Annotated in this window: 22 protein-coding genes; 16 read left to right on the top strand and 6 right to left on the bottom strand. The window is 35.2% G+C overall.

The features are described 5' to 3' along the window. The gene (locus AWV75_RS15190) at positions 1-729 is read left to right on the top strand and encodes a DUF3667 domain-containing protein (RefSeq protein WP_060875173.1); all 729 of its coding nucleotides are present in this window, start codon (positions 1-3) and stop codon (positions 727-729) included. Positions 730-763: 34 nt separating this feature from the next. Here the strand turns inward: AWV75_RS15190 and AWV75_RS15185 are convergent, their stop codons facing one another. After that, positions 764-1,504, bottom strand: a complete 741-nt coding sequence (locus AWV75_RS15185; RefSeq protein ID WP_060875172.1) for a CDP-alcohol phosphatidyltransferase family protein — start codon at positions 1,502-1,504, stop codon at positions 764-766. 148 nt (positions 1,505-1,652) lie between these two features. Between AWV75_RS15185 and AWV75_RS15180 the strand changes: the two genes are divergently transcribed. Genes AWV75_RS15180 through AWV75_RS15170 form a run of 3 tightly spaced genes read left to right on the top strand, consistent with a single transcriptional unit; the run spans position 1,653 to position 4,603 of the window. After that, complete coding sequence (locus tag AWV75_RS15180) at positions 1,653-2,729, top strand: PorV/PorQ family protein (protein WP_060875171.1); 1,077 nt, start codon at positions 1,653-1,655, stop codon at positions 2,727-2,729. 3 nt (positions 2,730-2,732) lie between these two features. After that, positions 2,733-3,848 (top strand): lipoprotein N-acyltransferase Lnb domain-containing protein, encoded by a 1,116-nt coding sequence (locus AWV75_RS15175; RefSeq protein WP_060875170.1) that lies wholly within the window; start codon positions 2,733-2,735, stop codon positions 3,846-3,848. Positions 3,849-3,865: 17 nt separating this feature from the next. Then, on the top strand, positions 3,866-4,603 hold the full coding sequence (locus AWV75_RS15170) for a tyrosine-protein phosphatase (protein ID WP_060875169.1): 738 nt from the start codon (positions 3,866-3,868) through the stop codon (positions 4,601-4,603). A gap of 803 nt (positions 4,604-5,406) precedes the next feature. Here AWV75_RS15170 and AWV75_RS15160 read toward each other — a convergent pair. Further along, the gene (locus tag AWV75_RS15160) at positions 5,407-5,796 is read right to left on the bottom strand and encodes a DUF1573 domain-containing protein (RefSeq protein WP_060875168.1); all 390 of its coding nucleotides are present in this window, start codon (positions 5,794-5,796) and stop codon (positions 5,407-5,409) included. Between the two features lie 221 nt (positions 5,797-6,017). Between AWV75_RS15160 and AWV75_RS15155 the strand changes: the two genes are divergently transcribed. The 3 genes from AWV75_RS15155 (at position 6,018) to AWV75_RS15145 (ending at position 10,121) form a co-directional block, all read left to right on the top strand. Next, positions 6,018-8,651, top strand: coding sequence for a valine--tRNA ligase (locus AWV75_RS15155; RefSeq protein ID WP_060875167.1), 2,634 nt, complete (start codon positions 6,018-6,020; stop codon positions 8,649-8,651). Between the two features lie 75 nt (positions 8,652-8,726). After that, the gene (locus AWV75_RS15150) at positions 8,727-9,368 is read left to right on the top strand and encodes a TatD family hydrolase (RefSeq protein WP_060875166.1); all 642 of its coding nucleotides are present in this window, start codon (positions 8,727-8,729) and stop codon (positions 9,366-9,368) included. Positions 9,369-9,404: 36 nt separating this feature from the next. Beyond that, complete coding sequence (locus tag AWV75_RS15145; protein WP_060875165.1) at positions 9,405-10,121, top strand: tRNA threonylcarbamoyladenosine dehydratase; 717 nt, start codon at positions 9,405-9,407, stop codon at positions 10,119-10,121. Positions 10,122-10,178: 57 nt separating this feature from the next. Here the strand turns inward: AWV75_RS15145 and AWV75_RS15140 are convergent, their stop codons facing one another. Beyond that, positions 10,179-11,375 carry an aromatic amino acid transport family protein gene (locus AWV75_RS15140; protein ID WP_060875164.1) on the bottom strand — a complete coding sequence of 399 codons (1,197 nt, stop codon included), beginning with the start codon at positions 11,373-11,375 and terminating at the stop codon, positions 10,179-10,181. 417 nt (positions 11,376-11,792) lie between these two features. Between AWV75_RS15140 and AWV75_RS15135 the strand changes: the two genes are divergently transcribed. Then, the gene (locus AWV75_RS15135; RefSeq protein WP_060875163.1) at positions 11,793-12,203 is read left to right on the top strand and encodes a Fur family transcriptional regulator; all 411 of its coding nucleotides are present in this window, start codon (positions 11,793-11,795) and stop codon (positions 12,201-12,203) included. A 5-nt stretch (positions 12,204-12,208) separates the two neighbouring features. Here AWV75_RS15135 and AWV75_RS15130 read toward each other — a convergent pair whose 3' ends face one another. After that, positions 12,209-13,177 carry a YpdA family putative bacillithiol disulfide reductase gene (locus AWV75_RS15130; RefSeq protein WP_197429590.1) on the bottom strand — a complete coding sequence of 323 codons (969 nt, stop codon included), beginning with the start codon at positions 13,175-13,177 and terminating at the stop codon, positions 12,209-12,211. Here AWV75_RS15130 and AWV75_RS19160 point away from each other — a divergent pair. Continuing rightward, entirely contained in the window at positions 13,169-13,351 is a 183-nt protein-coding gene (locus AWV75_RS19160) for a hypothetical protein (RefSeq protein WP_231738170.1), read from the top strand. The genes AWV75_RS15130 and AWV75_RS19160 overlap by 9 nt on opposite strands. A 63-nt stretch (positions 13,352-13,414) precedes the next feature. Here the strand turns inward: AWV75_RS19160 and AWV75_RS15125 are convergent, their stop codons facing one another. Both AWV75_RS15125 and AWV75_RS15120 read right to left on the bottom strand, forming a co-directional pair. Then, complete coding sequence (locus tag AWV75_RS15125; protein ID WP_060875161.1) at positions 13,415-14,113, bottom strand: YceI family protein; 699 nt, start codon at positions 14,111-14,113, stop codon at positions 13,415-13,417. 404 nt (positions 14,114-14,517) lie between these two features. After that, positions 14,518-15,015: a hypothetical protein gene (locus tag AWV75_RS15120; protein WP_060875160.1), complete on the bottom strand. Its 498-nt coding sequence runs from the start codon at positions 15,013-15,015 to the stop codon at positions 14,518-14,520. Between the two features lie 191 nt (positions 15,016-15,206). Here AWV75_RS15120 and AWV75_RS15115 point away from each other — a divergent pair, with 191 nt between their 5' ends. The 7 genes from AWV75_RS15115 to AWV75_RS15085 all read left to right on the top strand — a co-directional run bounded on the left by AWV75_RS15115 (position 15,207) and on the right by AWV75_RS15085 (position 22,226). Next, positions 15,207-15,782 (top strand): DJ-1/PfpI family protein, encoded by a 576-nt coding sequence (locus AWV75_RS15115; protein ID WP_060875159.1) that lies wholly within the window; start codon positions 15,207-15,209, stop codon positions 15,780-15,782. 88 nt (positions 15,783-15,870) lie between these two features. Further along, on the top strand, positions 15,871-16,731 hold the full coding sequence (gene nadC, locus AWV75_RS15110; protein WP_060875158.1) for a carboxylating nicotinate-nucleotide diphosphorylase: 861 nt from the start codon (positions 15,871-15,873) through the stop codon (positions 16,729-16,731). A 16-nt stretch (positions 16,732-16,747) separates the two neighbouring features. Further along, on the top strand, positions 16,748-17,647 hold the full coding sequence (locus AWV75_RS15105; RefSeq protein ID WP_060875157.1) for a YihY/virulence factor BrkB family protein: 900 nt from the start codon (positions 16,748-16,750) through the stop codon (positions 17,645-17,647). 42 nt (positions 17,648-17,689) lie between these two features. Continuing rightward, positions 17,690-18,115 (top strand): DUF2147 domain-containing protein, encoded by a 426-nt coding sequence (locus tag AWV75_RS15100; protein ID WP_060875156.1) that lies wholly within the window; start codon positions 17,690-17,692, stop codon positions 18,113-18,115. 405 nt (positions 18,116-18,520) lie between these two features. After that, positions 18,521-18,874 carry a WG repeat-containing protein gene (locus AWV75_RS15095; protein ID WP_060875155.1) on the top strand — a complete coding sequence of 118 codons (354 nt, stop codon included), beginning with the start codon at positions 18,521-18,523 and terminating at the stop codon, positions 18,872-18,874. Positions 18,875-18,933: 59 nt separating this feature from the next. Then, positions 18,934-21,384 carry a replication restart helicase PriA gene (priA, locus tag AWV75_RS15090; RefSeq protein WP_060875154.1) on the top strand — a complete coding sequence of 817 codons (2,451 nt, stop codon included), beginning with the start codon at positions 18,934-18,936 and terminating at the stop codon, positions 21,382-21,384. A 278-nt stretch (positions 21,385-21,662) separates the two neighbouring features. Next, entirely contained in the window at positions 21,663-22,226 is a 564-nt protein-coding gene (locus AWV75_RS15085; protein WP_060875153.1) for a DMP19 family protein, read from the top strand. Positions 22,227-22,315: the final 89 nt, after the last annotated feature.

Genomic DNA, 22,315 nt, shown 5'->3' with positions numbered 1-22,315 from the left:
ATGGCTAGTTGTTCTAATTGTAAAACCGAAAGTTCAGGTGATTTCTGCAGTTGTTGTGGAAATCCCTTAGTTATTCACCGTATTGATAAGTCTTATCTTACGCAAGAACTATTGAAGTTAATTGGATATGAAAGAGGCTTCCTTTATACAGCCAGAGAATTATTTCTCCGACCGGGAAAAGTAATTCGAGAGTATATACAAGAGGATCGACAAAAGATAACGAAACCCATTACGTATCTTATTCTTACCTCTTTGATTTATACGTTCATCTCGCATTACTTTAAAACAGATGTAATACAGAATGAAATGATCAAGAGTATCTATGGTGATTCCTTGATCTATCAATTGTTTTATTGGGTACAAAATAATTATGGATACGCCAATTTATTGTTGTTAGTGCCGATTACTTTATGGACGAAATTTCTTTTTAGCGATTACAAGTATAATCTATATGAAACCTTTGTCGTAATGAGTTTAGTGATGGCACAAGGGATGTTGTTGTATACCTTTCATGTTGTCTTGAATTTTACTTTCCCTACAGTAGCATTGTTGAACGAGTTTATTATGGGCTTTATTATGTTGGTGTATTTAACGTGGAGTATTGGGCAGTTTTATGAAGGAACACGCCTTAGTTATTTCAAAGCCCTGCTCAGTTATGTTTTGGGTATGGTTACGTTTCAAGTGGTTATCGTCGTCGTTGGAGTCATTTTGAGTCTTTTACTAAAATAATAAAAAAAAGGGTCTGCATTTGCAGACCCTTTTTTTAAGCTATTTCTTTTTTCGTTGTGGTATTTTTAACCACCGAAAGTAAAATGTAAAGCAAAATGATAATTGGAATTGCCAAGTAATGTAAAGCAATCAATAGAATAATTGAAACGATTACAAATCCCAATTGCAATTTATAAGCTCCTAAATTTTTAGGATTGATTTTTAGCGAAAATAGAGGTAACTCCGCATTCATGATATAAGCACTCAATATACTGATGATCACTAATACATACGGATTGCTCAAGAAAGAAATCACAGCTTCAGAACTAGTTGTACTGACGATTAAAGGTAAACTCAAGATAAAAAGTGCATTTCCTGGAGTTGGTAGCCCAATAAACGAATCTGTTTGTCTTGTGTCAATATTGAATTTTGCCAAACGATAAGCAGCTCCCAATGTGATTAGAAAACCTAAATACGGAACAATAGCCATATAATAGGTTTCAGGGGTGAGGTTATACGGCCCTTGCGTCTCTTGAATATTAGCTAACTGTTTGTAAATGATTAATCCGGGTACTACACCACTTGTTACCATATCCGCTAAAGAATCCAATTGAAGTCCTAATTCGCTCTTAACATTGAGGATGCGCGCTACAAATCCATCCCAATAATCGAAGAAAATACCAATACAGACCCATAAAAAGGCCATGTGAATATTGTCGTCAAAAGCATAGATACAAGCAATTAATCCTGATGCTAAGTTTAATAAAGTGATGAAATTTGGAAGGTGTTTTTTCATGTATGTTTTATTTTAGTCTTTGTATATTAAAATAAATGGACTTGATTTCCTATACAAAGGTATCATAAACTTAGTAATAATAATATCTTCATAGCCTTTTAGTTTTTTACTATTTTTACAACTTAGTATGAATAATAAATAAAGGTTTGTGAAAAAGCTAACAGTATGTACGTTATTACTTTGCATAGGAATTGCTGCTCATGCACAAAAGGCAAGAAAATATTCCAATGAATTTTTGAATATTGGTGTTGATGCCGTTGCGATGGGAATGGCAAATAGTGTGGTTTCTTCAAGCGGAGATGTGAATTCGGTCTATTGGAATCCTGCAGGACTCATGCAATTGGAAGAGCAACAAGTAGCTTTGATGCATGCTAGTTATTTTGCCAATATTGCCCAATATGACTATGCAGCATTCGCTATGCCTTTGGATGAAAGAAGCGCTTTGGGAATCTCCATCATTCGATTTGGGGTGGATGATATTATGAATACCACAGAGTTAATCGATCAACATGGAAATATTGATTACAACCGCATCAGTTTATTCTCTGCTGCAGATTATGCTTTTGTACTCTCTTATGCCCGTAATACGGCAATTCCAGGATTAACCTATGGAGTTAATGCTAAAGTTGTACGCCGCGTGATTGGAAAATTCGCCAATTCATGGGGATTTGGATTTGATGCTGGAGTGCAGTACAAAACCAATTCTGATTGGATGTTTGGGGTGATGGCACGAGACATTACAACCACCTATAATATGTGGAATATCAATAAAAAAGAATACAGTAAAGTACAGAATGCCGTTGAAGGAATGAATCAGGAATTGCCTGAAACAACAGAGATTACATTGCCTAAATTACAACTAGGAGTAGCTAAAAATGTGAAACTGACCCGCGATTTAAATATGTTAGCTGCTTTTGCACTCCATGTTGAATTTGCCGAAACCAATGCCGTGATTTCAAGCGGTTCCATGAGTATGACGCCTTCCTTAGGGGTCGAATTTGGGTATGCTAATTTAGTATTCGTTCGCGGTGGGGTAGGTAACTTTCAGCATAATAAGCAAATGGATAATACTGAAAAAATGGAGTTTCAGCCTAATATAGGAGTAGGGTTCCATTATAAAGGCATCCAAGTAGATTATGCCTTGACCGATATTGGAGATCAAAGTGCTGCTATTTACTCCAATGTATTCTCATTGAAATTAGATTTAGGAATTTTTAGAAAATAAAAAATGAAAAGAATAATGATGCTGTTCTTCGCTCTGTTTATGATACAATGGGGCTATGGAAATACAGCAAATAGACAATTGTCAGATAGAGCCAAAATTAGCGTTTTAACTTGTGGAACAGGAGGGCAATTGTATTCCCTTTTTGGACATACGGCCATTCGAGTATACGATCCAGCTGAGGGGATTGACCGAGTGTATAACTATGGATTATTCGATTTTAGAATACCTAATTTCTACGCAAAATTTGTAAAGGGAGATTTGCTTTATTTTGTCGATTATGAAGGGTATGAAAGCTTTGTAGTGAATTATGCCTATGATAATCGCTCTGTTGTTGAGCAAGAATTAAACTTGTCTCAAGTACAAAAACAAAAGGTTTGGAGTCTGTTAAATGAATCCTTAAAAGAAGAAAATCGCTATTATACTTATAAATTTATAGACAACAACTGTACGACTAAAGTTGTTGATGTACTGAATAAAGTACTACCAACACCTGTAAAAGTTGATGTAGAAGAAAATAAAGCAAACTATCGCACCATCTTAAATACCTATTTAAAGGATCGTTATTTTGAGAAATTAGGGATTAACCTGATTTTTGGAAATAAAGTCGATCATCCTTCTGCCTTGTTATTCTTACCAGATAAGTTTCAAGCAGGGCTTGCTCAATCCATGAATGGAGATCAACCTTTGGTTAAAGAAGAGCTTGTCGTTTTTCAATCGAAACCTGTAGAGAATTATGTATGGTGGAATACTTATTGGTTTGCCTCTTTGGCTTGTGCTGTAGTGTTAGGGTTGTCTATCAATCGCATCATTCGCTCCATTTATTTTATTGCTATGGGGCTTTTTGGCGTATTTTTTCTTTTAGTTGGATTTTATTCTCTACACAGTGAAGTATTATTAAATAATGTGGTTTTTTTGTGTAATCCTATCTTACTTTTTATTCCATTTGTTAAAAATAAGGGGAAAATTAAAAGAATTTTAGGTATAATTGTTGTGTTGTTGTTAATTTTATATGTTGTTTTAAATTTATTCTCAGAAAAGCTAATTATAACCTTACCTTTGTATGGTTTAACTCTTGCAACGTTGTTTTTAGAGTTTAAAACAAATAGACAAAAAGTATAGAGTAAAAATAACAAGCTATGTTTTCATTTTTTAAATCTAAACCGATTTTAAAAAGTTTAATCCCTCAAGGTTATGTGGATATTCATTCCCATTTGATTTATGGTATTGATGATGGAGCGAAGACAATTGAAGATACAAAATATATTATTTCTTCTATGCAGAGCCTTGGTTTTGAACAAGCCATCGCTACGCCACATACGACACCTTTGGTTTGGGAAAATACCCGTGAAGGTATTTTAAATCAATACCAGCAGGTACAAGAACAATTGCCCCAGGAAGCAAAAGCAATCGAATTAAGAGTCGCATCAGAGTATTTGATGGATGAAAGTTTATTGCCACGCATCGAAAACAAAGAACTTTTGACCTTAAAGAACAATTACGTTTTGGTTGAAATGTCCTATATGAATCCGCCTATTCAATTGATGGATATCTTATTTCAATTGAAGTCCAATGGATATGATATTGTTTTGGCTCACCCAGAACGCTATAACTTTTACCATCAAAATACAGCCATGTATAAGAAATTGAAAAAAGCAGGTTGCCTTTTTCAACTGAATCTATTATCGGTAACAGGTTATTATGGTAAACATGTATTAGAAGCGGCAAACTACTTGCTGCAACACGGTTTAATCGACTTTGTAGGATCTGATATCCACCATGAAAAACACATCAAAGGTTTTGATGCAAAAGTTGAGGTCAAGGCCATTGAATTTTTTACTCAAGCGATTACTAATAATCAAGAGTTTAGAAAGTAGTTTGATTTTGTTTTTATATTGTAACTATGTGATTTGTAGTTGTTTTTGTTAGAAATACTTGAGTGTGTTATTGTCTGAATTATAGATGAAATTTACTTTAGTAGAAGTAACAATTTAAATTTTCAGACAATGAAAAAAACATTAATCCTATTTGTTTTAGGAGCTGTCTTTATTACAGGATGTAGTAAGGATAGTACAAGAGCAACTAACAAAAGAAGTTTTATTAGATTTAAAAATAAAAGAGGCTACTAAGGTATTTGATAAGTATGGATGGACACCTGATTCTAATGTTGATCGAACTAGTAAAGCATTTAGAGCAGAATATGAGCAGATGGATATAGAACAGTTGGATAAGATGCTCAAGATGTTCCATGAAGGGGTTGAATATGAAAATATTGATTCCATAAAGGAAGGTAATAAAGGAGATACGGATTATACAATAAATTCTACAAGCGCATATATTACAGGTAATCATAGCTTCTAATTTGGTAGCTCTACAAGTAGAATAGATTTTGATTTTGACTTTAGTGCTGTTGTAGTATCTTCTTCAAGTGCAGAAATTAGTGTCCCAATTGTAACAGCGACTTATGTACATAAAGAAGGGGGAACATTCCAATATCAAGGTGAAACGGCTCAAGTTGAGGTAAAAGGAGAAGTTACTTATGCAGGAAATAAAAGAAATTCAGTGATGAAAGGTTGGGTTGATAAAGTTGGGAACGGAAAAGTAACTAGTTTTAGAATATAAAATTTCAACATAAAAAAAGCCACTCAATTGAGTGGCTTTTTTTATGTTCTGATAAAGATTATTTCTCTACAACTTCACCTTTAATTCTCAAAGGCACTGTACCGTTTTCGTAGTTTACTGCATTAGATTCAACTGTAATGGTACGGCTGATTCTTCCGATGCTCATGTTGTATTTCACATCGATGTTTCCTTTTTTACCTGGCATGATTGGCTCAGTTGGTTTTGAAGGAACTGTACATCCACATGTAGAACGTACGTTTGTAATGATCAACGGTTGATCACCTGTGTTTGTGAATTCGAATGAACGTAATCCATCGTCATTCCCTCTGATTACCGTTCCGTAATCGATAGTGTTGTTCTCAGCTGCGAACTGAATTTTTGGACCACTTTGAGCGAATGATAAGGCACTAGATAGAACTAATGCGAATACTGCTATTAATTTTTTCATTACTATAATTTTTGTTGTTCTGTAAAATTAGAAACTTTTCGAAAACTCGCAAATTTTTTTCGCATATTCGATTTTAGATATACTTTTATAATTGACGAGTAATAATTACTTTTGTACAACACAAAGATAAATAAAACTGAGGTTATAAAAACAGAAAAAATAGTTTTTCTATTCTATGACCTGATGTTTTTTCTTTTTTTTAATAATTAAATTATAGAATAATGGTAATTCCTGCACAATTTGACGCAAAGCAAGTAGAGCAAAAATGGTATCAGTATTGGATGGAAAATAATTTTTTCCGATCTGTACCAGATGAAAGACAGCCGTACACCATTGTAATACCTCCACCAAACGTAACGGGAGTATTGCATATGGGGCATATGTTGAATGTTACAATTCAAGATGTATTAATACGTCGCGCACGTTTAAAAGGGCTAAACGCATGTTGGGTCCCTGGAACGGATCACGCATCTATTGCAACTGAAGCCAAAGTCGTCGCTAAATTGAGAGAGCAGGGAATCAATAAAAACGACTTAACTAGAGAAGAGTTTTTGAAACACGCATGGGAATGGAAAGAGGAATATGGCGGTGTGATTTTAGATCAGTTGAAAAAACTAGGAGCTTCTTGTGATTGGGAACGTACAAAGTTTACGATGGACCCAGAAATGTCACAACAAGTAATCAAGTTGTTTGTTGATTTGTATAATAAAGGATTGATTTACCGCGGATATCGTATGGTGAACTGGGATCCTGAAGCGAAAACAACCTTATCGGATGAAGAGGTTATTTATGAAGAACGCCAAGGAAAACTATATCACGTAAACTATCAAATCGAAGGAACTTCAGATTATTTAACGATTGCAACAACTCGTCCAGAAACAATTTTGGGTGATTCTGCTATCTGTATTAATCCAAATGATGAGCGTTACCAACATTTAAAAGGTAAAAATGCAATCGTGCCGATTTGTAATCGCGTAGTGCCTATTATCTTCGATGACTATGTAGATATGGAATTCGGAACAGGATGTTTGAAAGTAACACCAGCACACGATGTAAATGATAAAGAGTTAGGGGAACGTCACAACTTGGAAATTATTGATATTTTCAATGCAGATGCAACGCTAAACGATTTAGGTTTACACTACAAGGGGAAAGATCGCTTTGTGGTTCGCAAGGAAATTGAAACAGAATTAGCTGCCATTGGTGCGTTAGACAAAGTAGAAAACTACATGAATAATGTGGGAACTTCTGAGCGTACGAAAGCAGTTATTGAACCGCGTTTATCAGATCAGTGGTTCTTGAAAATGGAAGAATTGGCTAAACCAGCGCTAGATGCAGTAATGACAACGGAAGATGTGAAATTATATCCAAGTCGTTATAACAGTACGTATAGAAGTTGGTTGGAAAATATTCGCGATTGGAATATTTCTCGTCAATTGTGGTGGGGACACCAAATTCCAGCTTTCTTTTACGGAGATGGAAAAGAAGATTTTGTCGTTGCAGAAACCAAAGAAGCAGCTCTTGAATTAGCAAAAGCTAAAACAGGAAAAGCAGATTTAACTGTGGCAGATTTAAAACAGGATGAAGATGCGTTAGATACGTGGTTCTCTTCTTGGTTATGGCCTATGTCTGTATTCAACGGATTGATTGATCCAGAAAACGAAGAGTTTAAATACTATTATCCTACAAATGATCTTGTTACAGGTCCAGATATTATTTTCTTCTGGGTAGCGCGTATGATCATGGCAGGATATGAATATACTGGAAAACAACCGTTTACGAATGTGTATTTCACCGGAATCGTACGAGATAAACAACGCCGTAAGATGTCTAAATCATTAGGAAACTCTCCGGATGCGTTAGGATTAATTGATAAATTTGGTGCGGATGGCGTTCGCGTAGGTTTATTGTTGTCTGCTTCTGCAGGAAACGATATCTTATTTGATGAAGAATTATGTGCACAAGGAAAAGCATTTACCAATAAGGTTTGGAACGCATTTCGTTTGATTAAAGGTTGGGAAGTTTCTGATGCATTAGAACAACCAGAAACAGCGAAGGTATCTTTAGCTTGGTACGAAGCGAAGTTGCAAAAAACACTAGTGGAAATTGAAGATCATTTCTCTAAATACAGAATTTCAGATGCCTTAATGGCAATCTATAAATTGGTATGGGATGATTTCTGTTCTTGGTTCTTAGAAATGATTAAACCAGGATATCAACAACCTATAGATCGCGCAACCTATACTAAAGTAATCGAACTATTGGAGGAAAACTTGAAATTGTTGCACCCATTTATGCCATTCTTGACAGAGGAAATTTGGCAACATATTAATGAGCGTACAGCAGAGCAAGCTTTGGTAATCTCTTCATGGCCAGCAACAAAAGCATTTGATGAAAATGTAATCAAAGAGTTTGAGTTTGCAATGGAAGTAATCGCTGGTATTCGTACCATTAGAAAAGATAAAAACATTTCATTCAAGGATACTATTGATTTGAAAATAATCAATAACGAAAAGATATCTACTTATTTTGATTGTGTTATTTCAAAACTTGGTAATGTAGTAAGTGTAGAATACGTGAATGATCAAGTAGGTGGAGCGTTGTCTTACCGAGTAAAATCGAATGAGTATTTTATTCCAATGGAAGGCAATGTAAATGTAGAGGAAGAAATTGCCAAATTAGAAGAGGAGTTGAAATATTTGAAAGGATTCTTGAAATCAGTACAAGGAAAACTATCAAATGAAAAATTTGTTAGCGGAGCACCGGAACAAGTTGTAGCAAATGAAAAGCAAAAAGAAGCAGATGCATTAGCTAAAATTTCGACTATTGAGCATAGCTTGGCTGGTCTTAAATAAGAAAACAGACAAATTGAATCTAAAGGTCTTTGGTTAGTATAGGCTAATCAAAGACCTTTTTTTATCTTCGCTGGTATGAAGTACAATATCCATACGCATCATCCTCAATATTCCATGGATACCTTAGAACTAGTTAATCAAGACTTGTCTAAGGTCGATTTTAGTATTCCGCATTTTTCGTTGGGTATTCACCCTTGGTATATTGTAGAAGCTAAGATTGAAGAACAATTAAATTGGTTGGAAGCGAATCTAAATCATCCCAATTGTTTGGCTTTAGGAGAGTGTGGTTTGGATAAGAAAATCGATATCCCTTGGGATGTTCAAGAAGAAGTAGTTGTAAAACAATTACTTCTTGCAGAAAAAAATAAAAAAGCTGTAATTTTGCACGTCGTTTCTGCTTATCAAGAAATAATCGCACTAAAAAAGAAATGGAAAATTACGGTTCCGCTTATTGTTCACGGGTTTAATAAACATCAACAAGTAGCTGAGAGTTTGTGGAAAAACGGATTTTATCTATCATTTGGCAGTGCTTTACTGAGAAATAATCGACTGCAGCAAACTTTTGCGGCTGTGCCTAAAGATTTTTTATTTTTAGAAACAGACGATGATGCAACGGTTTCTATCGCAGAGTTATACACTCAGGCAGAGCAACTACAACCTGATATTGTACAGGTTATAGAAGCGAATTTTAAACAGGTATGGAGTAAAGAATACTAATTGTAACCTTTAGGGGGGATTAATAACAAGAGATAGATGGCTATTTGGCAAGAAAGAGCAGCCTTACTTTTTAAAGAAGAAGGATTAGAAAAATTAAAAAACGCCAACGTATTAGTTGTTGGCTTAGGAGGAGTTGGATCATTTGCCGCTGAGTTTTTAGCGCGTGCAGGAGTGGGGAAGATGACCATTGTCGATGGAGATACGGTGGATATCACAAACATCAACAGACAATTACCTGCGTTGCATTCTACAGTAGGGAAACCTAAAGTACACATAGTAGGAGATCGCTTGATGGATATTAATCCTGAGCTAAACTTAACGCGTATAGAAGAGTTTTTATCACCAGAACGCACCCATGAGGTGGTCACGGAAGAATATGATTATGTACTAGATTGTATTGACAGTATCACTCCTAAAATTAATTTGATTTTAGCTGCGAAGCGCAAACGCGTGAAAGTAATTAGTGCTATGGGAGCTGGAGGAAAGATGTTAGCTTCTAAAATCGTTGTCAAAGATATTAGTAAAACAGATGTATGTCCGTTGGCGAAACAAATCCGCAAACGCTTAAAGAAAGAAGGGATTTCTTCTGGTGTAAAGGCCATTTTTTCAACAGAAAAACCTGATGAAAGCAGTTTGAAAATGACAGATGGTTCAAACTATAAAAAGTCGTTCTTTGGAACGAATAGCTGGATGCCAGCCTTATTTGGTTTACATGCTGCAGAAAATGTAATTCGCTATTTATTGTCGAAATAAAAATAAGAAGCAAAAAAGGAGTAGGGATTAACCTACTCCTTTTTTTTTATTTTGTTCTTAAGACGGTAGTACTTCAAAAGCTAATAAAAACTGTAAAACCACAATTAATAAAGATAAAACCCACAGAAAACCATAGATAATATACTGGAGCATCGATGTCTTTTCGCCTGCTATTTTCTTTGCTTTTTGCAGCATCAGCATCGGGATAATTAAAGCTAAAATCACCAATGAAATCGAGGCATACCCCAAGGCAATAACAAATCCATCAGGATAAAATAAAGCAAATAGGATTGGAGGTAAGAAAGTCAAAATAAACGCACTTACGTTGTGTTTGATTTTGGGGCGATCTTTTGCTAAATCTTTGATGTAATCATTTAGAGCTAAGGCAACTCCCCAAAATGAAGTTAGAATTGCAGCAGCAGCAAAAATGGTAAATGCAATCTTGATGAAAGGGGAGCTATTAATTTCTTTAATTGATACGAGTAATCCTTCTAATCCTGCATTATTTTTCAATATTTCGCTGAAAACGCTACTTTCTATATTACCTAAAATCGTCAATTCCCAAATTAAATATAGAAGTAAGGGGATGATACTACCAATAAAAAAGACCCATTTGAGCTGGCGTAAATTTCCATCCAAGTATTTGACTAAACTCGGGATAACCACACTAAATCCAAACGAAGTGAAAATAATGGGAATTGTAGCCAAGACAGGGAGTGGACTTTGAGGAATATAACTCAAATAAGCCATTTCAATATGAGGTAGTAAAAGCCCTAAGACCAAGCATAAGCAAAGGATCTTAATAGAGAATATGACTTTGGTGCTATAATCTACAGCTCTTGTACCAAAAGCAATAATTCCCCCGAAAATTAGAGTAAATAGAATTGCACTGAGTTGAGGGGAAACCTCAATACCCAACCCCTGTTTTAGGTTGGTTCTTACAATATCTCCACCCCCTGCAATATACGCACTGACTAAGGCATACATCAAGGTGAGCATACTCAAACCAGTAATATAAGCGCCAGATTTTCCTAAATACTTTAATGTTAGTGTATTAAAACCCGCTGACATATCATTGTATCGATAGACATTTACTAGCAAAACGGAAGTATAAAACATAGCAAACCAGATACAGAATAAGATGAACGCCATAAATAAAAAACCTACATTGGCCGATATGATGGGCATTGCTAACATTCCTGCGCCTATTGTAGTTCCTGCTACAATAAGAATACTTCCGATTAATTTTTGCATTTTGTTTAAAATTTATTGTTTTGTTTTTTTACTTTATTTTATCAAACAGTTGAACTATGGTAAAGGATAAGATAATGAATCATACAAAAATTATACCTTTACTTTAGGTCTTTTCCTTTTTATTGGAAAAGAATCTAAAAAAAATAAATATATGTTTTATTTATAGTTTTTGCGATAAAAATCAGGAAAAACTGATAGTAAAGGAAGGGACCTGTTTTTTTATTGTATTTTTTGCTGAATTTCAATGCGGTTCTTGTTTGTTTGGACAAAAAGAAGGAAACAGAAAGGATTGATTATCAAGAGAAAGAAGACCTAAGTATGGGGCATTTAAGTAAAAAGTACCATTAATTACCGTTTTTTCAATGGACTGAATTAAGGAACAATGCTTATCTTTGAGTGAATCAAAAGGTCAGCGAGATGAAGAATATTGAAGAAGCGTTACTTGCCAAAAACATTAAACCCACAGCTATGCGAATCCTAGTGCTTAAATTTTTAAAGCAACAGCAAGGAGCTGTATCGTTAGCGGATATTGAAAATAGCTTTGATCAATCGGATCGGGTGACGATTTACCGCACAGTAAAGACCTTTGAAAGTAAAGGACTACTGCACAGTATTACGGCGAATAATGTTACACAATATGCGTTATGCTCTTCTCATTGTTCTGAAGATAACCACCGCGATACCCATTTGCACTTCATTTGCAAACAATGCAAAAAGACAATTTGTTTAACTCAGGTTGCTATTCCTACGATTGAAATTCCAGCGGGATTTGAATTGAGTGACATCGAAGTTATTGCACATGGAATATGTCAGGTATGCAAAGCGTAACTATTTTATTTTTTTTCGAGGATGTGCTTTACAATCATATTGGCGTGAATTCTTGAGTTTTCAATGAACCAGGTATGGGTATTCAATCCTCCACAGACTACCCCTGCTAAGTATAAGTTAGCAATATTGGTTTCCATCGTTTCTGCATGGAAGTTAGGTAATAAATCATCCTCATTTTGAGTGGTAATCCCCAGTTTGCGCAAGAAATCGAAATCTGGACGATACCCCGTCAAGGCTAAAACAAAATCATTCGATAGTGTTATTGATTCGCCTGCTCGTTTTAGAGTAACGGTAGAGGGGGTAATAGCTGTCAATTGACTGTTGTAATAGACCTGAATAGAACCTTCGGCAATTCGGTTTTCAATGTCGGGTTTTACCCAATATTTTACGTGTGAACTAATAGCGGTATCTCGAACTATCATGGTTACTTTAGCTCCTTTTCGATAGCATTCTAATGCTGCATCTACAGAAGAATTACTTGCTCCAACTACCACAACTTCCATATTGGCATAATAATGCGGATCATTGTAATAATGCGAAACCTTAGGTAGATCTTCTCCTGGAATATGCAAGAGATTTGGGAAATCATAAAAACCGGTAGCGACAACAACGTGTGAAGCGCTATATTTACTTTTAGATGTCTCTACTATAAAATGACCTTCCAGTTGCTTGTTAACTCCTAATACGGTTTCAAATAAGTGAATAGATAACTCATGAAGATGTGCTACCCGTCTATAGTATTCCAAAGCTTCTTTGCGTCTCGGTTTATTTTCTGCACTAATAAAGGGAATATGATCGAGTTCTAATAGCTCTGAAGTAGAGAAAAATTGCATGTTGATTGGATAATGATACAGTGAATTGACCAAACAACCTTTTTCAATAATAAGATAGGATAATCCTGCTTTTTTAGCCTCAATACCACAAGCAATTCCTATGGGGCCACCTCCAATAATTAGTACGTCTATATGTTTCATCTTCATGTAAATAAACCCGAATCAGGCGATTTAGGTAGTCTTTCAAACAAAAGTATTGATTTATTTTGGAAAGAAGAAGGGAATTGGACTTCGATCATTTTTAGAACATACAAAAATGTAGAAGCGAATGGCAATTCGCTTGAATACAACTCAAATAAATCAAAGAGGGAGTAGTTTGAATAAAAAAAGAGGATGTCCACATAGACATCCTCTTTTGGTATAATTTAAAATGGATTATTAGTTTACTTTGTCAGCAACTAAGTGAATTCCAATTTCCATATCTTTACTAATTGCCCAATCAGCTGGGTTAAGAGCAGCACCAGAATCTTTATCTGTAGTACCGAAAACTAATCCCCATTCTGTACGGTCAGCAATAAATGAAGCATCCATAACCGCTTTACCATTTTCTACTGTAATTTTAGCAGGGAAAGTGATGTTTACTGTTTTACCTAAAATTGTTAAGTTTCCGCTTACGATTTTGTTTGCACCTTCAATTGTACTTGTGTGTTTTGCAGCGTCAAAATCTTCAACTTTAGTGATTTTGAAATCAACTGTAGGGTTTTTCTCTACGTCGAAGAAATCAGGACTTTTTAAGTGTCCACCTAATTTTTGAGTATCCTCATCAGCATCAACAGAAGCACGATCAACTTGTAGTGCGTGCATGTCTATTGTGTATGAACCTGCGTTTAATCCATTAGCGTCAATTGCAATGTCTCCAGCAGATAAAGCTAAAGTTCCAAAACGTGGGTTTAATCCACCTTTGTGTCCTACTTTCCAAGTTACTTTACTGTCTGTTAAGTTTACAGCATATTTGTCTCCTTGTTCTACTGCAACTTCTTGTTCTGCTGTAGTTGTAGCTTTATCAGCATTTTTATTTCCACATGATGCTAATGAAAGAGTAGCAACTACTGCCAATGATAATAAAATTTTTTTCATGTTAATTCGCTATTTTGTTTGTTCAAATGTACAATACTAAAATGGATATACAATAGTTTATTAAAATACTGAATGTTAAAAAGTTATAAATAAGCGTTTTTTGTGAAATAATGACGCTTATTCCTTTGAATATGTTTTTAAATAGATGTCTTTTGGAATAAAAAAGGCTTTTTTTGTTGAAAACTTCTGTTAATGGAAGGAGGATTTATCATGCGTGAAAGGGGGTACGTCCATAGTGCGTCCATAATGTGTCCATAGTATGTCCATAAAGACAGGCCCTTTTTATAGACACATCCTAGACGTAACCTAGTTTCATGTTCCAGCTAGCTAATAGGTGTTGCAGCGGGTGTACAAACAAAAAACGAGGCTGCCTTTTTGGGGTAGCCTCGTTTTTTGTTTGGATGTTACAATTCTTTGAAAGTCGAAATGATATTCATTAATTCTTCTCCTTGATAGTCTTTGTTTTGACCAATCGTCCAACCGATAATTTCGTAATTTCCTTTTTTTCCCTCAACCATAGCCTGTATCATATACATGAAGTTTCCTTCTTGTGACATGGATAGATGGTAGATTTTTCCAGGTAAACCATTAATGCGAACTTCGTCTTCTTTGACGATTTCATAATCAGGTCTGTTGGAGTAAGTCGCTAATGCTTTTTGCGTAAAGGTTTTGAAATCTTCATCTGCTGTTTTAGGTGACTCTTTTGCTATAAGGTACACTTGTTTGTACGTATTTCCATACTGAATATCCGCACCGGGATAAAGGTCTGTCATAACTGCTAATGTTGCAGGCATATCCATAGTAAATTGATCCTTCACATTTACTGTCTGAGGAGGAGCTACTTTTTGATTACAACTTACTAGGCCTACTGTTACACATAGAATAAAGAGTAATTTTTTCATCGGAAAACAATTTTTATAAATAAAGAATATTTAAAGTTAAGGCAAAATAGTGATACGCCTCGTCATTTGCACGTAAAAAATTTTTATTCCACCGATAGTTCCAACTATAAATTACAATTTAAGTCTTGATTTTGTTAGAATTGAATAGAATTTTGTACATTAGAAGGTATTAAATCAAATTTAAAATAGTTATGGCAAAAAAAGTATTAATGTTAGCAGGTGATTTCGTAGAAGATTACGAAGTAATGGTTCCTTATCAAGCGCTATTATCCGTTGGAGTAGCAGTAGATGTGGTTTGCCCAGGCAAGAAAAAGAATGATATCATTGCAACAGCTATTCATGATTTTGTTGGATTCCAAACGTATGCAGAAAGTAGAGGACATAACTTTGTAATCAACAAGAGTTTTGATGAGGTAAAACTAGAGGAATATGCAGGATTATACGTATGTGGTGGTCGTGCCCCGGAATATATTCGATTAAATAAACGAGTGATTGAAATCGTTCAGTATTTTTTTGAGAAAAATTTACCTATTGCAGCCATTTGTCACGGTATTCAAGTGCTAACTCCAGCAGGGGTTTTGAAAGGAAGAACATTGACAGCTTATCCAGCAATTGGACCTGATATTGTTGTAGCAGGTGGTACTTATAAGGAAATTGATGTGGATAAAGCAATTACAGATGGAAATTTAACAACCTCACCTGCATGGCCTGGACACCCTGCTATTTTGAGTGAATTTTATAAACTCTTAGGGGTGAAAATAGGGTAAGTAGAGGAATACTACAGCCTAGTTTGCGAGGCTAAAATAAGAACACTTGTAAAACATTTCTTATTTTAGCATCGCAAATTTTTTATTTATGATTTCAGAACAACAATTTCAAGCTGAATTAAATCAGATTATCATTAATGCCATACGCGAAGATGTAGGAGATGGCGATCATAGTTCATTGGCGTGTATTCCTGCTGATGCAAAAGGAAAAGCACAAGTATTAGTCAAAGAAGCAGGTATTATTGCCGGCGTGGAATTTGCACAGCTAATTTTACAGTATGTAGATCCTACGTTAGCAGTAGAAGTTTTTATTCCAGATGGAACAGCAGTAAAAGTAGGCGATATTGTACTTACGGTTGCAGGATCTTCTCAATCGATCTTAAAAGCAGAGCGTTTTATGTTGAATGCTATGCAACGCATGAGTGCTATTGCAACGAAAACCCGTGTTTTTGTCGATTTGTTAGAAGGAACTGGAACCAAAATATTAGATACAAGAAAAACCACACCTGGTATTCGTGCGATTGAAAAATGGGCAGTAAAAATTGCTGGGGGTGAAAATCACCGTTTTGCTTTGTATGATATGATTATGCTGAAAGATAATCACATTGACTTTGCTGGAGGAATAAAAGAGGCAATTGAAAAAACAAATGCGTATTTGAAAGCCAACAACAAAGCGCTTAAAATTATTGTTGAAGCACGTGATCTAAATGAAGTAGAACAGATTTTAGCCTGTGAGAATGTGTATCGTATTTTGTTGGATAACTTTGATTTTGAAACCACAAAGAAAGCAGTGGAATTGATTGGAAATCAATGTCAAACGGAATCCTCTGGAAATATAAATGAAGAAACAGTACGAGAATATGCACTTTGCGGAGTTGATTTTGTTTCATCAGGCGCATTGACACATTCCGTTTACAATATGGATTTAAGTTTAAAAGCAGTTTTATAGCCTATAAGAAACATGCATGTCTAGAGAAATAGAAGATAAATTAGCCCAGATACCTGTGCTGAATAAAATTGTTAGCGCATTACAGCGAGTAAAGTTTTCTTTTCTTGATGGGTATTCGCTATATGATTTAATTGAGTTGTATTTGGTCGGAATCATCAAAGGAGCCTTTTCTTATCGAGCAGGTTCTATTGCTTTTAGCTTCTTTATGGCCTTGTTTCCCTTTGCTCTGTTTATCCTGAATTTAATCCCCTATATTCCGATTGATAATTTTCAATCCGACTTTTTACAGTTTATTGAGAATTCAGTTCCACCAAATACATATGAAGCAATTCAATCCATTATTCTCGATATCATGAATAATAGTTATAAATCCTTACTATCGTCTGGATTTTTACTTTCTATTTTCTTGATGACTAATGGAGTATTTGCTATTATTGGGGGATTTGAATCCTCTTACCATATTACCATTTCTCGCAATATCATTCGACAGTACTTAGTTGCCTTGGCACTCTCGCTTATTCTGTCGTTTGTTTTGATTTTCTCCGTTGCCTTTTATGTAATCTTAGAAGTGTTAATTTATCGGTTAGCCATTGGGGCCAATTGGTTAGTTTGGGTACGTAATCTATATTTATTACTAGTAGTGCTATTAACTACTTCTATTTTATATAAATTCGGTGCCAAAGAAACGAAAGGAGTGTCTTTCATTTCTATTGGCTCTGTTTTTACGACCATTTTATACGTGTTAACCTCTTATGGATTTGGGGTATACGTACTTCGATTTGCGCGATACAATGAATTATATGGCTCAATTGGGACTCTATTGGTGGTTATGTTCTATTTGTGGATCAACTGTATGATTCTATTATTAGGTTTTGAATTAAATTTAGCTATTCGTAAGATTAAGTTAAAAAAATAAGTATATTTGAGAGTATAACTTAATTTAAAACGAAAAAATATTATGAGAAATTCAATGCTTATGCTCTTGTTTTTATTGGGTGGATTGATGACGATGAATGCTCAATCAATCGTTGGTAAATGGAAAACGTTTGACGATCAAACAGGAGACGCGAAATCTATCGTGGAGATATCAGAAAAAGGAGGTAAATATCATGGGAAAGTCATCGAGATATTAAATCCTGCCAAAAAGGATTCCAAATGTGAGAAGTGCCCAGGAAATGATAAAGGAAAGCCTATTGAAGGCTTAGAAATTATCAAAAACCTATCGAAAAAAGGAGAAGAATATACAGGTGGAACCATTATTGATCCACAGTCTGGAAAAGAATATAAATGTTCAATTAAAACAAATGGAAAAACGAAATTAGAAGTTCGTGGATATGTTGGAATTTCATTGATTGGACGAACACAAACGTGGACTAAAATGTAAATAAAATAGCAAAGACTGTCTTTTAAGATGGTCTTTTTTTTTGTGTTTATTTTAGAGTATAATTTTTCAATTGTAGTTTGTCAACGTCATTTAACAGAACTTTACTCTTCAATTTAGATAGAATTATAGAAACCTCTTGTACCTTTGAATAGCTATGTGTTAGAATATGAGTGAGTTATTTTTGTTGTGGTGAAAAGTAATAGTACAACAAGCTAGAGCGCTCTATGGTAGAAGATTTATATTTTTTTAGCCAAGAACTGCGGGAGGCTAAGTAAAATGGATGATGAAAAAAGAGGATATACTGCTGATGTTGTGAAATCCATGCGGAAATATAATATAAATCGCGTATTTTTGAAATTCAAAAAATCAAATTTAATTGAAAACTAATTATAATTAAAATCATAAATGAATAGAGTATTGGTGTGTTTTTTACTACTTGTAGGAGTGAGTTGCATGACGTCAAAATCAACTCATCAACCTTATTTGTATAACAATGGACCTGATTTTGTAGTGGAAGGAATGTATCGCATTATTGATGAAGAGGGTAAAATGGGGTTTGCGAATGTCAAAGGACAAGTAGTGATTAAGCCTCAATTTGCTTTTGTATTTCCTTTCAAAAATGGCGTAGCAAAAGCTACCTTTGAAGGTAGAAGTAGAGAAGTGGAAGGTTCTCGAGGAGAATATCATTATTGGGATAGTTCATCGTGGTTTTATATCGATAAAAATGGAAACATAGTTTCTGAGAAGACCCATAATTAAAAAATTCTACTATTTATTATATTCAAAGGCTTTCTTTGAAGTGATTAACCAACCCTAACATGCATTATTTTGTTGAGGTCATTGTGCCTTTAGCTTTAGATCCCACGTTCACGTACCGAATCAATGAAGTCGAATTCGATTTTATTCAAGTTGGAATGCGGGTTGCTGTACCTTTTGGGCGTAATAAAGTGTATACCGCGTTAGTGGTGGAAAAACACCATCGACAACCGGCTGTATACGAAGCAAAAGATATTCACGAAATTATCGATATTGAACCTGTTGTTACTCCAGCCCAAATTAAATTTTGGACGTGGTTAGCTGAATACTATATGTGTACGCTAGGTGATGTATACAAAGGAGCAATGCCTTCTCGTTTGCTGTTGGAAAGCGAAACAATAATTCAATGGAATGATAAAGTAACGCTATCCGTAGAGGATTTGGATGATGCGGAATACTTGTTGTACGAGGCGATGCAAATCCAATCTATTTTGAAGCTTGATGAGGTGATTGCTATTCTCAATCGCAAAAAAGTTTTCCCCGTAATTAATAGCTTATTGACCAAAGGAGCCATTCTATTACAAGAAGAAATGGTGGAGAAGTATAAGCCAAAGCAAATTCGCTATGTTCGTTTGGCAGAAGAATACCTGCAAGAAGATGGATTGACTAAACTGATGGAATTGGTTAATAGAGCTGCTAAACAACGCGAATTAATCTTAAAATATTTTCAATTACAAGCAGTACAAAAAAATCCAATTAGTGTAAAACAACTGATTGAAGAAGGAGAAAGTAGTCAAGCGATTATCAATGCCTTGATTGAAAAAGGAGTGTTTGAATCCTATTACCTGAATCACGATCGTGTTGTTTTTAATGATGCAACTTCAGAGGTGATTCAGCTGACGGATGACCAGAGTAAAGCGCTTTGGGAAATTGAACAACAATTTACAGCAAAAGAAGTGGTCTTACTGCATGGGGTTACAGCCTCAGGGAAGACAGAAGTGTATATTAAACTCATAGAGAAATTTTTAACCCAAGAAGGACAAGTATTATTCCTTTTACCTGAAGTGGGAATTAGTGCGCAATTGGTTCAGCGTTTAACGGCTTATTTTGGTAATCAAGTAGCGGTGTATCATTCGCGTTACTCTCATAATGAGCGATTAGAAGTGTGGAATCAAGTGTTGCAGCAATCAGAAAAAGCAAAAGTGGTGATTGGAACGCGTTTATCTGTTTTCTTACCATTTCAAGATTTGCGTTTGGTGGTGATTGATGAAGAACACGATGCTAATTACAAACAACACGATCCTGCTCCGCGCTATCATGGACGTGATGCGGCTGTGGTGTTGGCGATGCAACACCAAGCAAAAGTGTTGATGGGATCCGCTACGCCGAGTTTAGAAAGTTATTATAATGCTGCTCAAAAGAAATACGGATTGGTTGAATTGACCAAGCGTTATACGAATGTATTGCTTCCGGATATTGTCTTAGTGGATGTAAAGGACAAATACAAGCGCAAACAGATGACAGGGCATTTCTCTGATCAATTGATAGAGGAGATTAATCAGGCTTTGTCGTTAGAGGAACAAGTGATTCTCTTCCAAAACCGCAGGGGGTTTTCACCTGTGGTGGAGTGTATGACCTGTGGAGCAGTTCCTGAATGTCCGCATTGTGATGTGAGTTTGACCTATCACAAGTACAGAAATGAATTGCGTTGCCACTATTGTGGTTATACCTTACCGATGCCGAAACAATGTGGACGTTGCCACAGCGTGGATTTGAATACAAAAGGATTTGGAACGGAACAAGTAGAAGAGGAGTTGAGAGAGTTGTTCCCAAACAAGCGTATTGCGCGCATGGATCAAGATACCACAAGAGGGAAATACGCCTATGAGAAATTGATCGAATCTTTTGAGAATCGTCAAATTGATATTTTAGTGGGTACCCAAATGTTAGCCAAAGGCTTTGATTTTGATAATGTGAACTTAGTTGGGATAATGAACGCAGATAATAGTTTGTATCACCCTGATTTTAGGGCACATGAACGCGCTTTTCAAATGATGACTCAAATTGCAGGACGTTCAGGTCGATTTGATAAAAAGGGAAGGGTGATTATTCAAACCTTTAACCCTTATCACAACATTATTCAACAGGTAACCAATTACGATTATAAATCCATGTATAAGGAGCAGATGTATGAACGTCATAATTTTCAATATCCTCCTTTTTACCGTTTAATCCGCTTAACGTTAAAACATCGCGATTTCGAAAAACTCAAAGAGTCGTCTTTTTGGTTGTACAATAACCTGAAAGGACAATTGGGTATTCCTGTTTTAGGACCAGAAGAACCAGCAATTAACCGCATCCGCAATCAATATATTCGCGTGATTTTAATCAAGATTCCACAGCAAGTAATGCTCAATCAGACCAAAGGACAGGTGAGACGCATCTTGAAGAGTTTCGAGTCTATTGGAGCCTATCGTTCGGTTCACGTGGTGGCTAATGTGGATTTTTATTAAAGATATCAGATAGAAGAGAGGCATTGCTTCTCTTTTTTTACGTATTGTTCAAGTTTGTTTTGACTTTCCGCTTCTGATAAAAATTGTTTTACTAAGAAACTCTTAAGCTGTGTGCGAAAGAAGGGAAAGCAAATTTTAGAAGAAAGGAGAAAGTTGTATTCATTGTAATAAATGGAGAAGCGTTTTCAAATAGACTTAAAATTAAATGAAATCTTGTTTTTAGGCCATCATTAAATCGTACTTTTGTTTGCGTAAAAATGAACTAAATTTTAAAGAAAATGAATCAGCCAAAAATTGTAGTGTCACAAGATGCGGCACAAAGCCAGGATAATTACGATATCATCTATTCCAATATTACCTTTATTAATCTAATTCGCGAAGAAGCAGAGGAAGCAGATCCAGAAGAAGACCGCGTAGATGAACTAATTCCACATGATGCATTCTTGAGTTATTATGTAGATTATTATTTGTCTCAATACGAAAATGGAAATTTTTCTCAATTTGTTTATAATACAGGAGCAGATTTAGAATTGATTGATTGGATTATTGAGGGATTAGAAAAAATGGGTTCTAAAGAGCATTTGGCTTTATTGAAAAAGAGATTAGAAGTGCTTGAAAATATGGATGAAACGGTTTTAGAAGCGTTTATTGAAAGCGATTATTTTGGAACAAATCCAACTCGTGACCTTCTAAATGACGATACTTTTTTCAATATTGAAGAGGATTTAATCGATTTAAATGCTACTTGGTTGAAACAACATCCAGCGCTTTTAGTTTTATCTATCGATGAAATGTATGATTATGCAGAGAAGATGTTGGGAAAAAAAGTAGAGCGAGAATAAGTTGTAAAGTTTGTGTTCCAGTGGATTTAGTTTTACTGACTGATAGAATACGTTCGTTTGTCCTTTAAGAATGGGAGATGACGGGAATA

The sequence above is a fragment of the Myroides odoratus genome, from assembly GCF_001549985.1.
In the GTDB taxonomy this organism is placed as follows: Bacteria; Bacteroidota; Bacteroidia; order Flavobacteriales; family Flavobacteriaceae; genus Flavobacterium; species Flavobacterium odoratum_A.
This window is presented reverse-complemented; position numbering and strand designations above follow the sequence as displayed.

Bases quoted from the DNA above. Each gene is read 5' to 3' on its own strand.
- AWV75_RS15095 (WP_060875155.1), top strand. From the start codon at position 18,521: ATGAATAGAGTATTGGTGTGTTTTTTACTACTTGTAGGAGTGAGTTGC.
- AWV75_RS15190 (WP_060875173.1), top strand. From the start codon at position 1: ATGGCTAGTTGTTCTAATTGTAAAACCGAAAGTTCAGGTGATTTCTGC.
- nadC (WP_060875158.1), top strand. From the start codon at position 15,871: ATGATTTCAGAACAACAATTTCAAGCTGAATTAAATCAGATTATCATT.
- AWV75_RS15100 (WP_060875156.1), top strand. From the start codon at position 17,690: ATGAGAAATTCAATGCTTATGCTCTTGTTTTTATTGGGTGGATTGATG.
- AWV75_RS15130 (WP_197429590.1), bottom strand. From the start codon at position 13,177: ATGAAACATATAGACGTACTAATTATTGGAGGTGGCCCCATAGGAATT.
- AWV75_RS15185 (WP_060875172.1), bottom strand. From the start codon at position 1,504: ATGAAAAAACACCTTCCAAATTTCATCACTTTATTAAACTTAGCATCA.
- AWV75_RS19160 (WP_231738170.1), top strand. From the start codon at position 13,169: ATGTTTCATCTTCATGTAAATAAACCCGAATCAGGCGATTTAGGTAGT.
- AWV75_RS15170 (WP_060875169.1), top strand. From the start codon at position 3,866: ATGTTTTCATTTTTTAAATCTAAACCGATTTTAAAAAGTTTAATCCCT.
- AWV75_RS15155 (WP_060875167.1), top strand. From the start codon at position 6,018: ATGGTAATTCCTGCACAATTTGACGCAAAGCAAGTAGAGCAAAAATGG.
- AWV75_RS15115 (WP_060875159.1), top strand. From the start codon at position 15,207: ATGGCAAAAAAAGTATTAATGTTAGCAGGTGATTTCGTAGAAGATTAC.
- AWV75_RS15140 (WP_060875164.1), bottom strand. From the start codon at position 11,375: ATGCAAAAATTAATCGGAAGTATTCTTATTGTAGCAGGAACTACAATA.
- AWV75_RS15120 (WP_060875160.1), bottom strand. From the start codon at position 15,015: ATGAAAAAATTACTCTTTATTCTATGTGTAACAGTAGGCCTAGTAAGT.
- AWV75_RS15105 (WP_060875157.1), top strand. From the start codon at position 16,748: ATGTCTAGAGAAATAGAAGATAAATTAGCCCAGATACCTGTGCTGAAT.
- AWV75_RS15160 (WP_060875168.1), bottom strand. From the start codon at position 5,796: ATGAAAAAATTAATAGCAGTATTCGCATTAGTTCTATCTAGTGCCTTA.
- priA (WP_060875154.1), top strand. From the start codon at position 18,934: ATGCATTATTTTGTTGAGGTCATTGTGCCTTTAGCTTTAGATCCCACG.
- AWV75_RS15125 (WP_060875161.1), bottom strand. From the start codon at position 14,113: ATGAAAAAAATTTTATTATCATTGGCAGTAGTTGCTACTCTTTCATTA.
- AWV75_RS15145 (WP_060875165.1), top strand. From the start codon at position 9,405: ATGGCTATTTGGCAAGAAAGAGCAGCCTTACTTTTTAAAGAAGAAGGA.
- AWV75_RS15085 (WP_060875153.1), top strand. From the start codon at position 21,663: ATGAATCAGCCAAAAATTGTAGTGTCACAAGATGCGGCACAAAGCCAG.
- AWV75_RS15150 (WP_060875166.1), top strand. From the start codon at position 8,727: ATGAAGTACAATATCCATACGCATCATCCTCAATATTCCATGGATACC.
- AWV75_RS15175 (WP_060875170.1), top strand. From the start codon at position 2,733: ATGAAAAGAATAATGATGCTGTTCTTCGCTCTGTTTATGATACAATGG.
- AWV75_RS15135 (WP_060875163.1), top strand. From the start codon at position 11,793: ATGAAGAATATTGAAGAAGCGTTACTTGCCAAAAACATTAAACCCACA.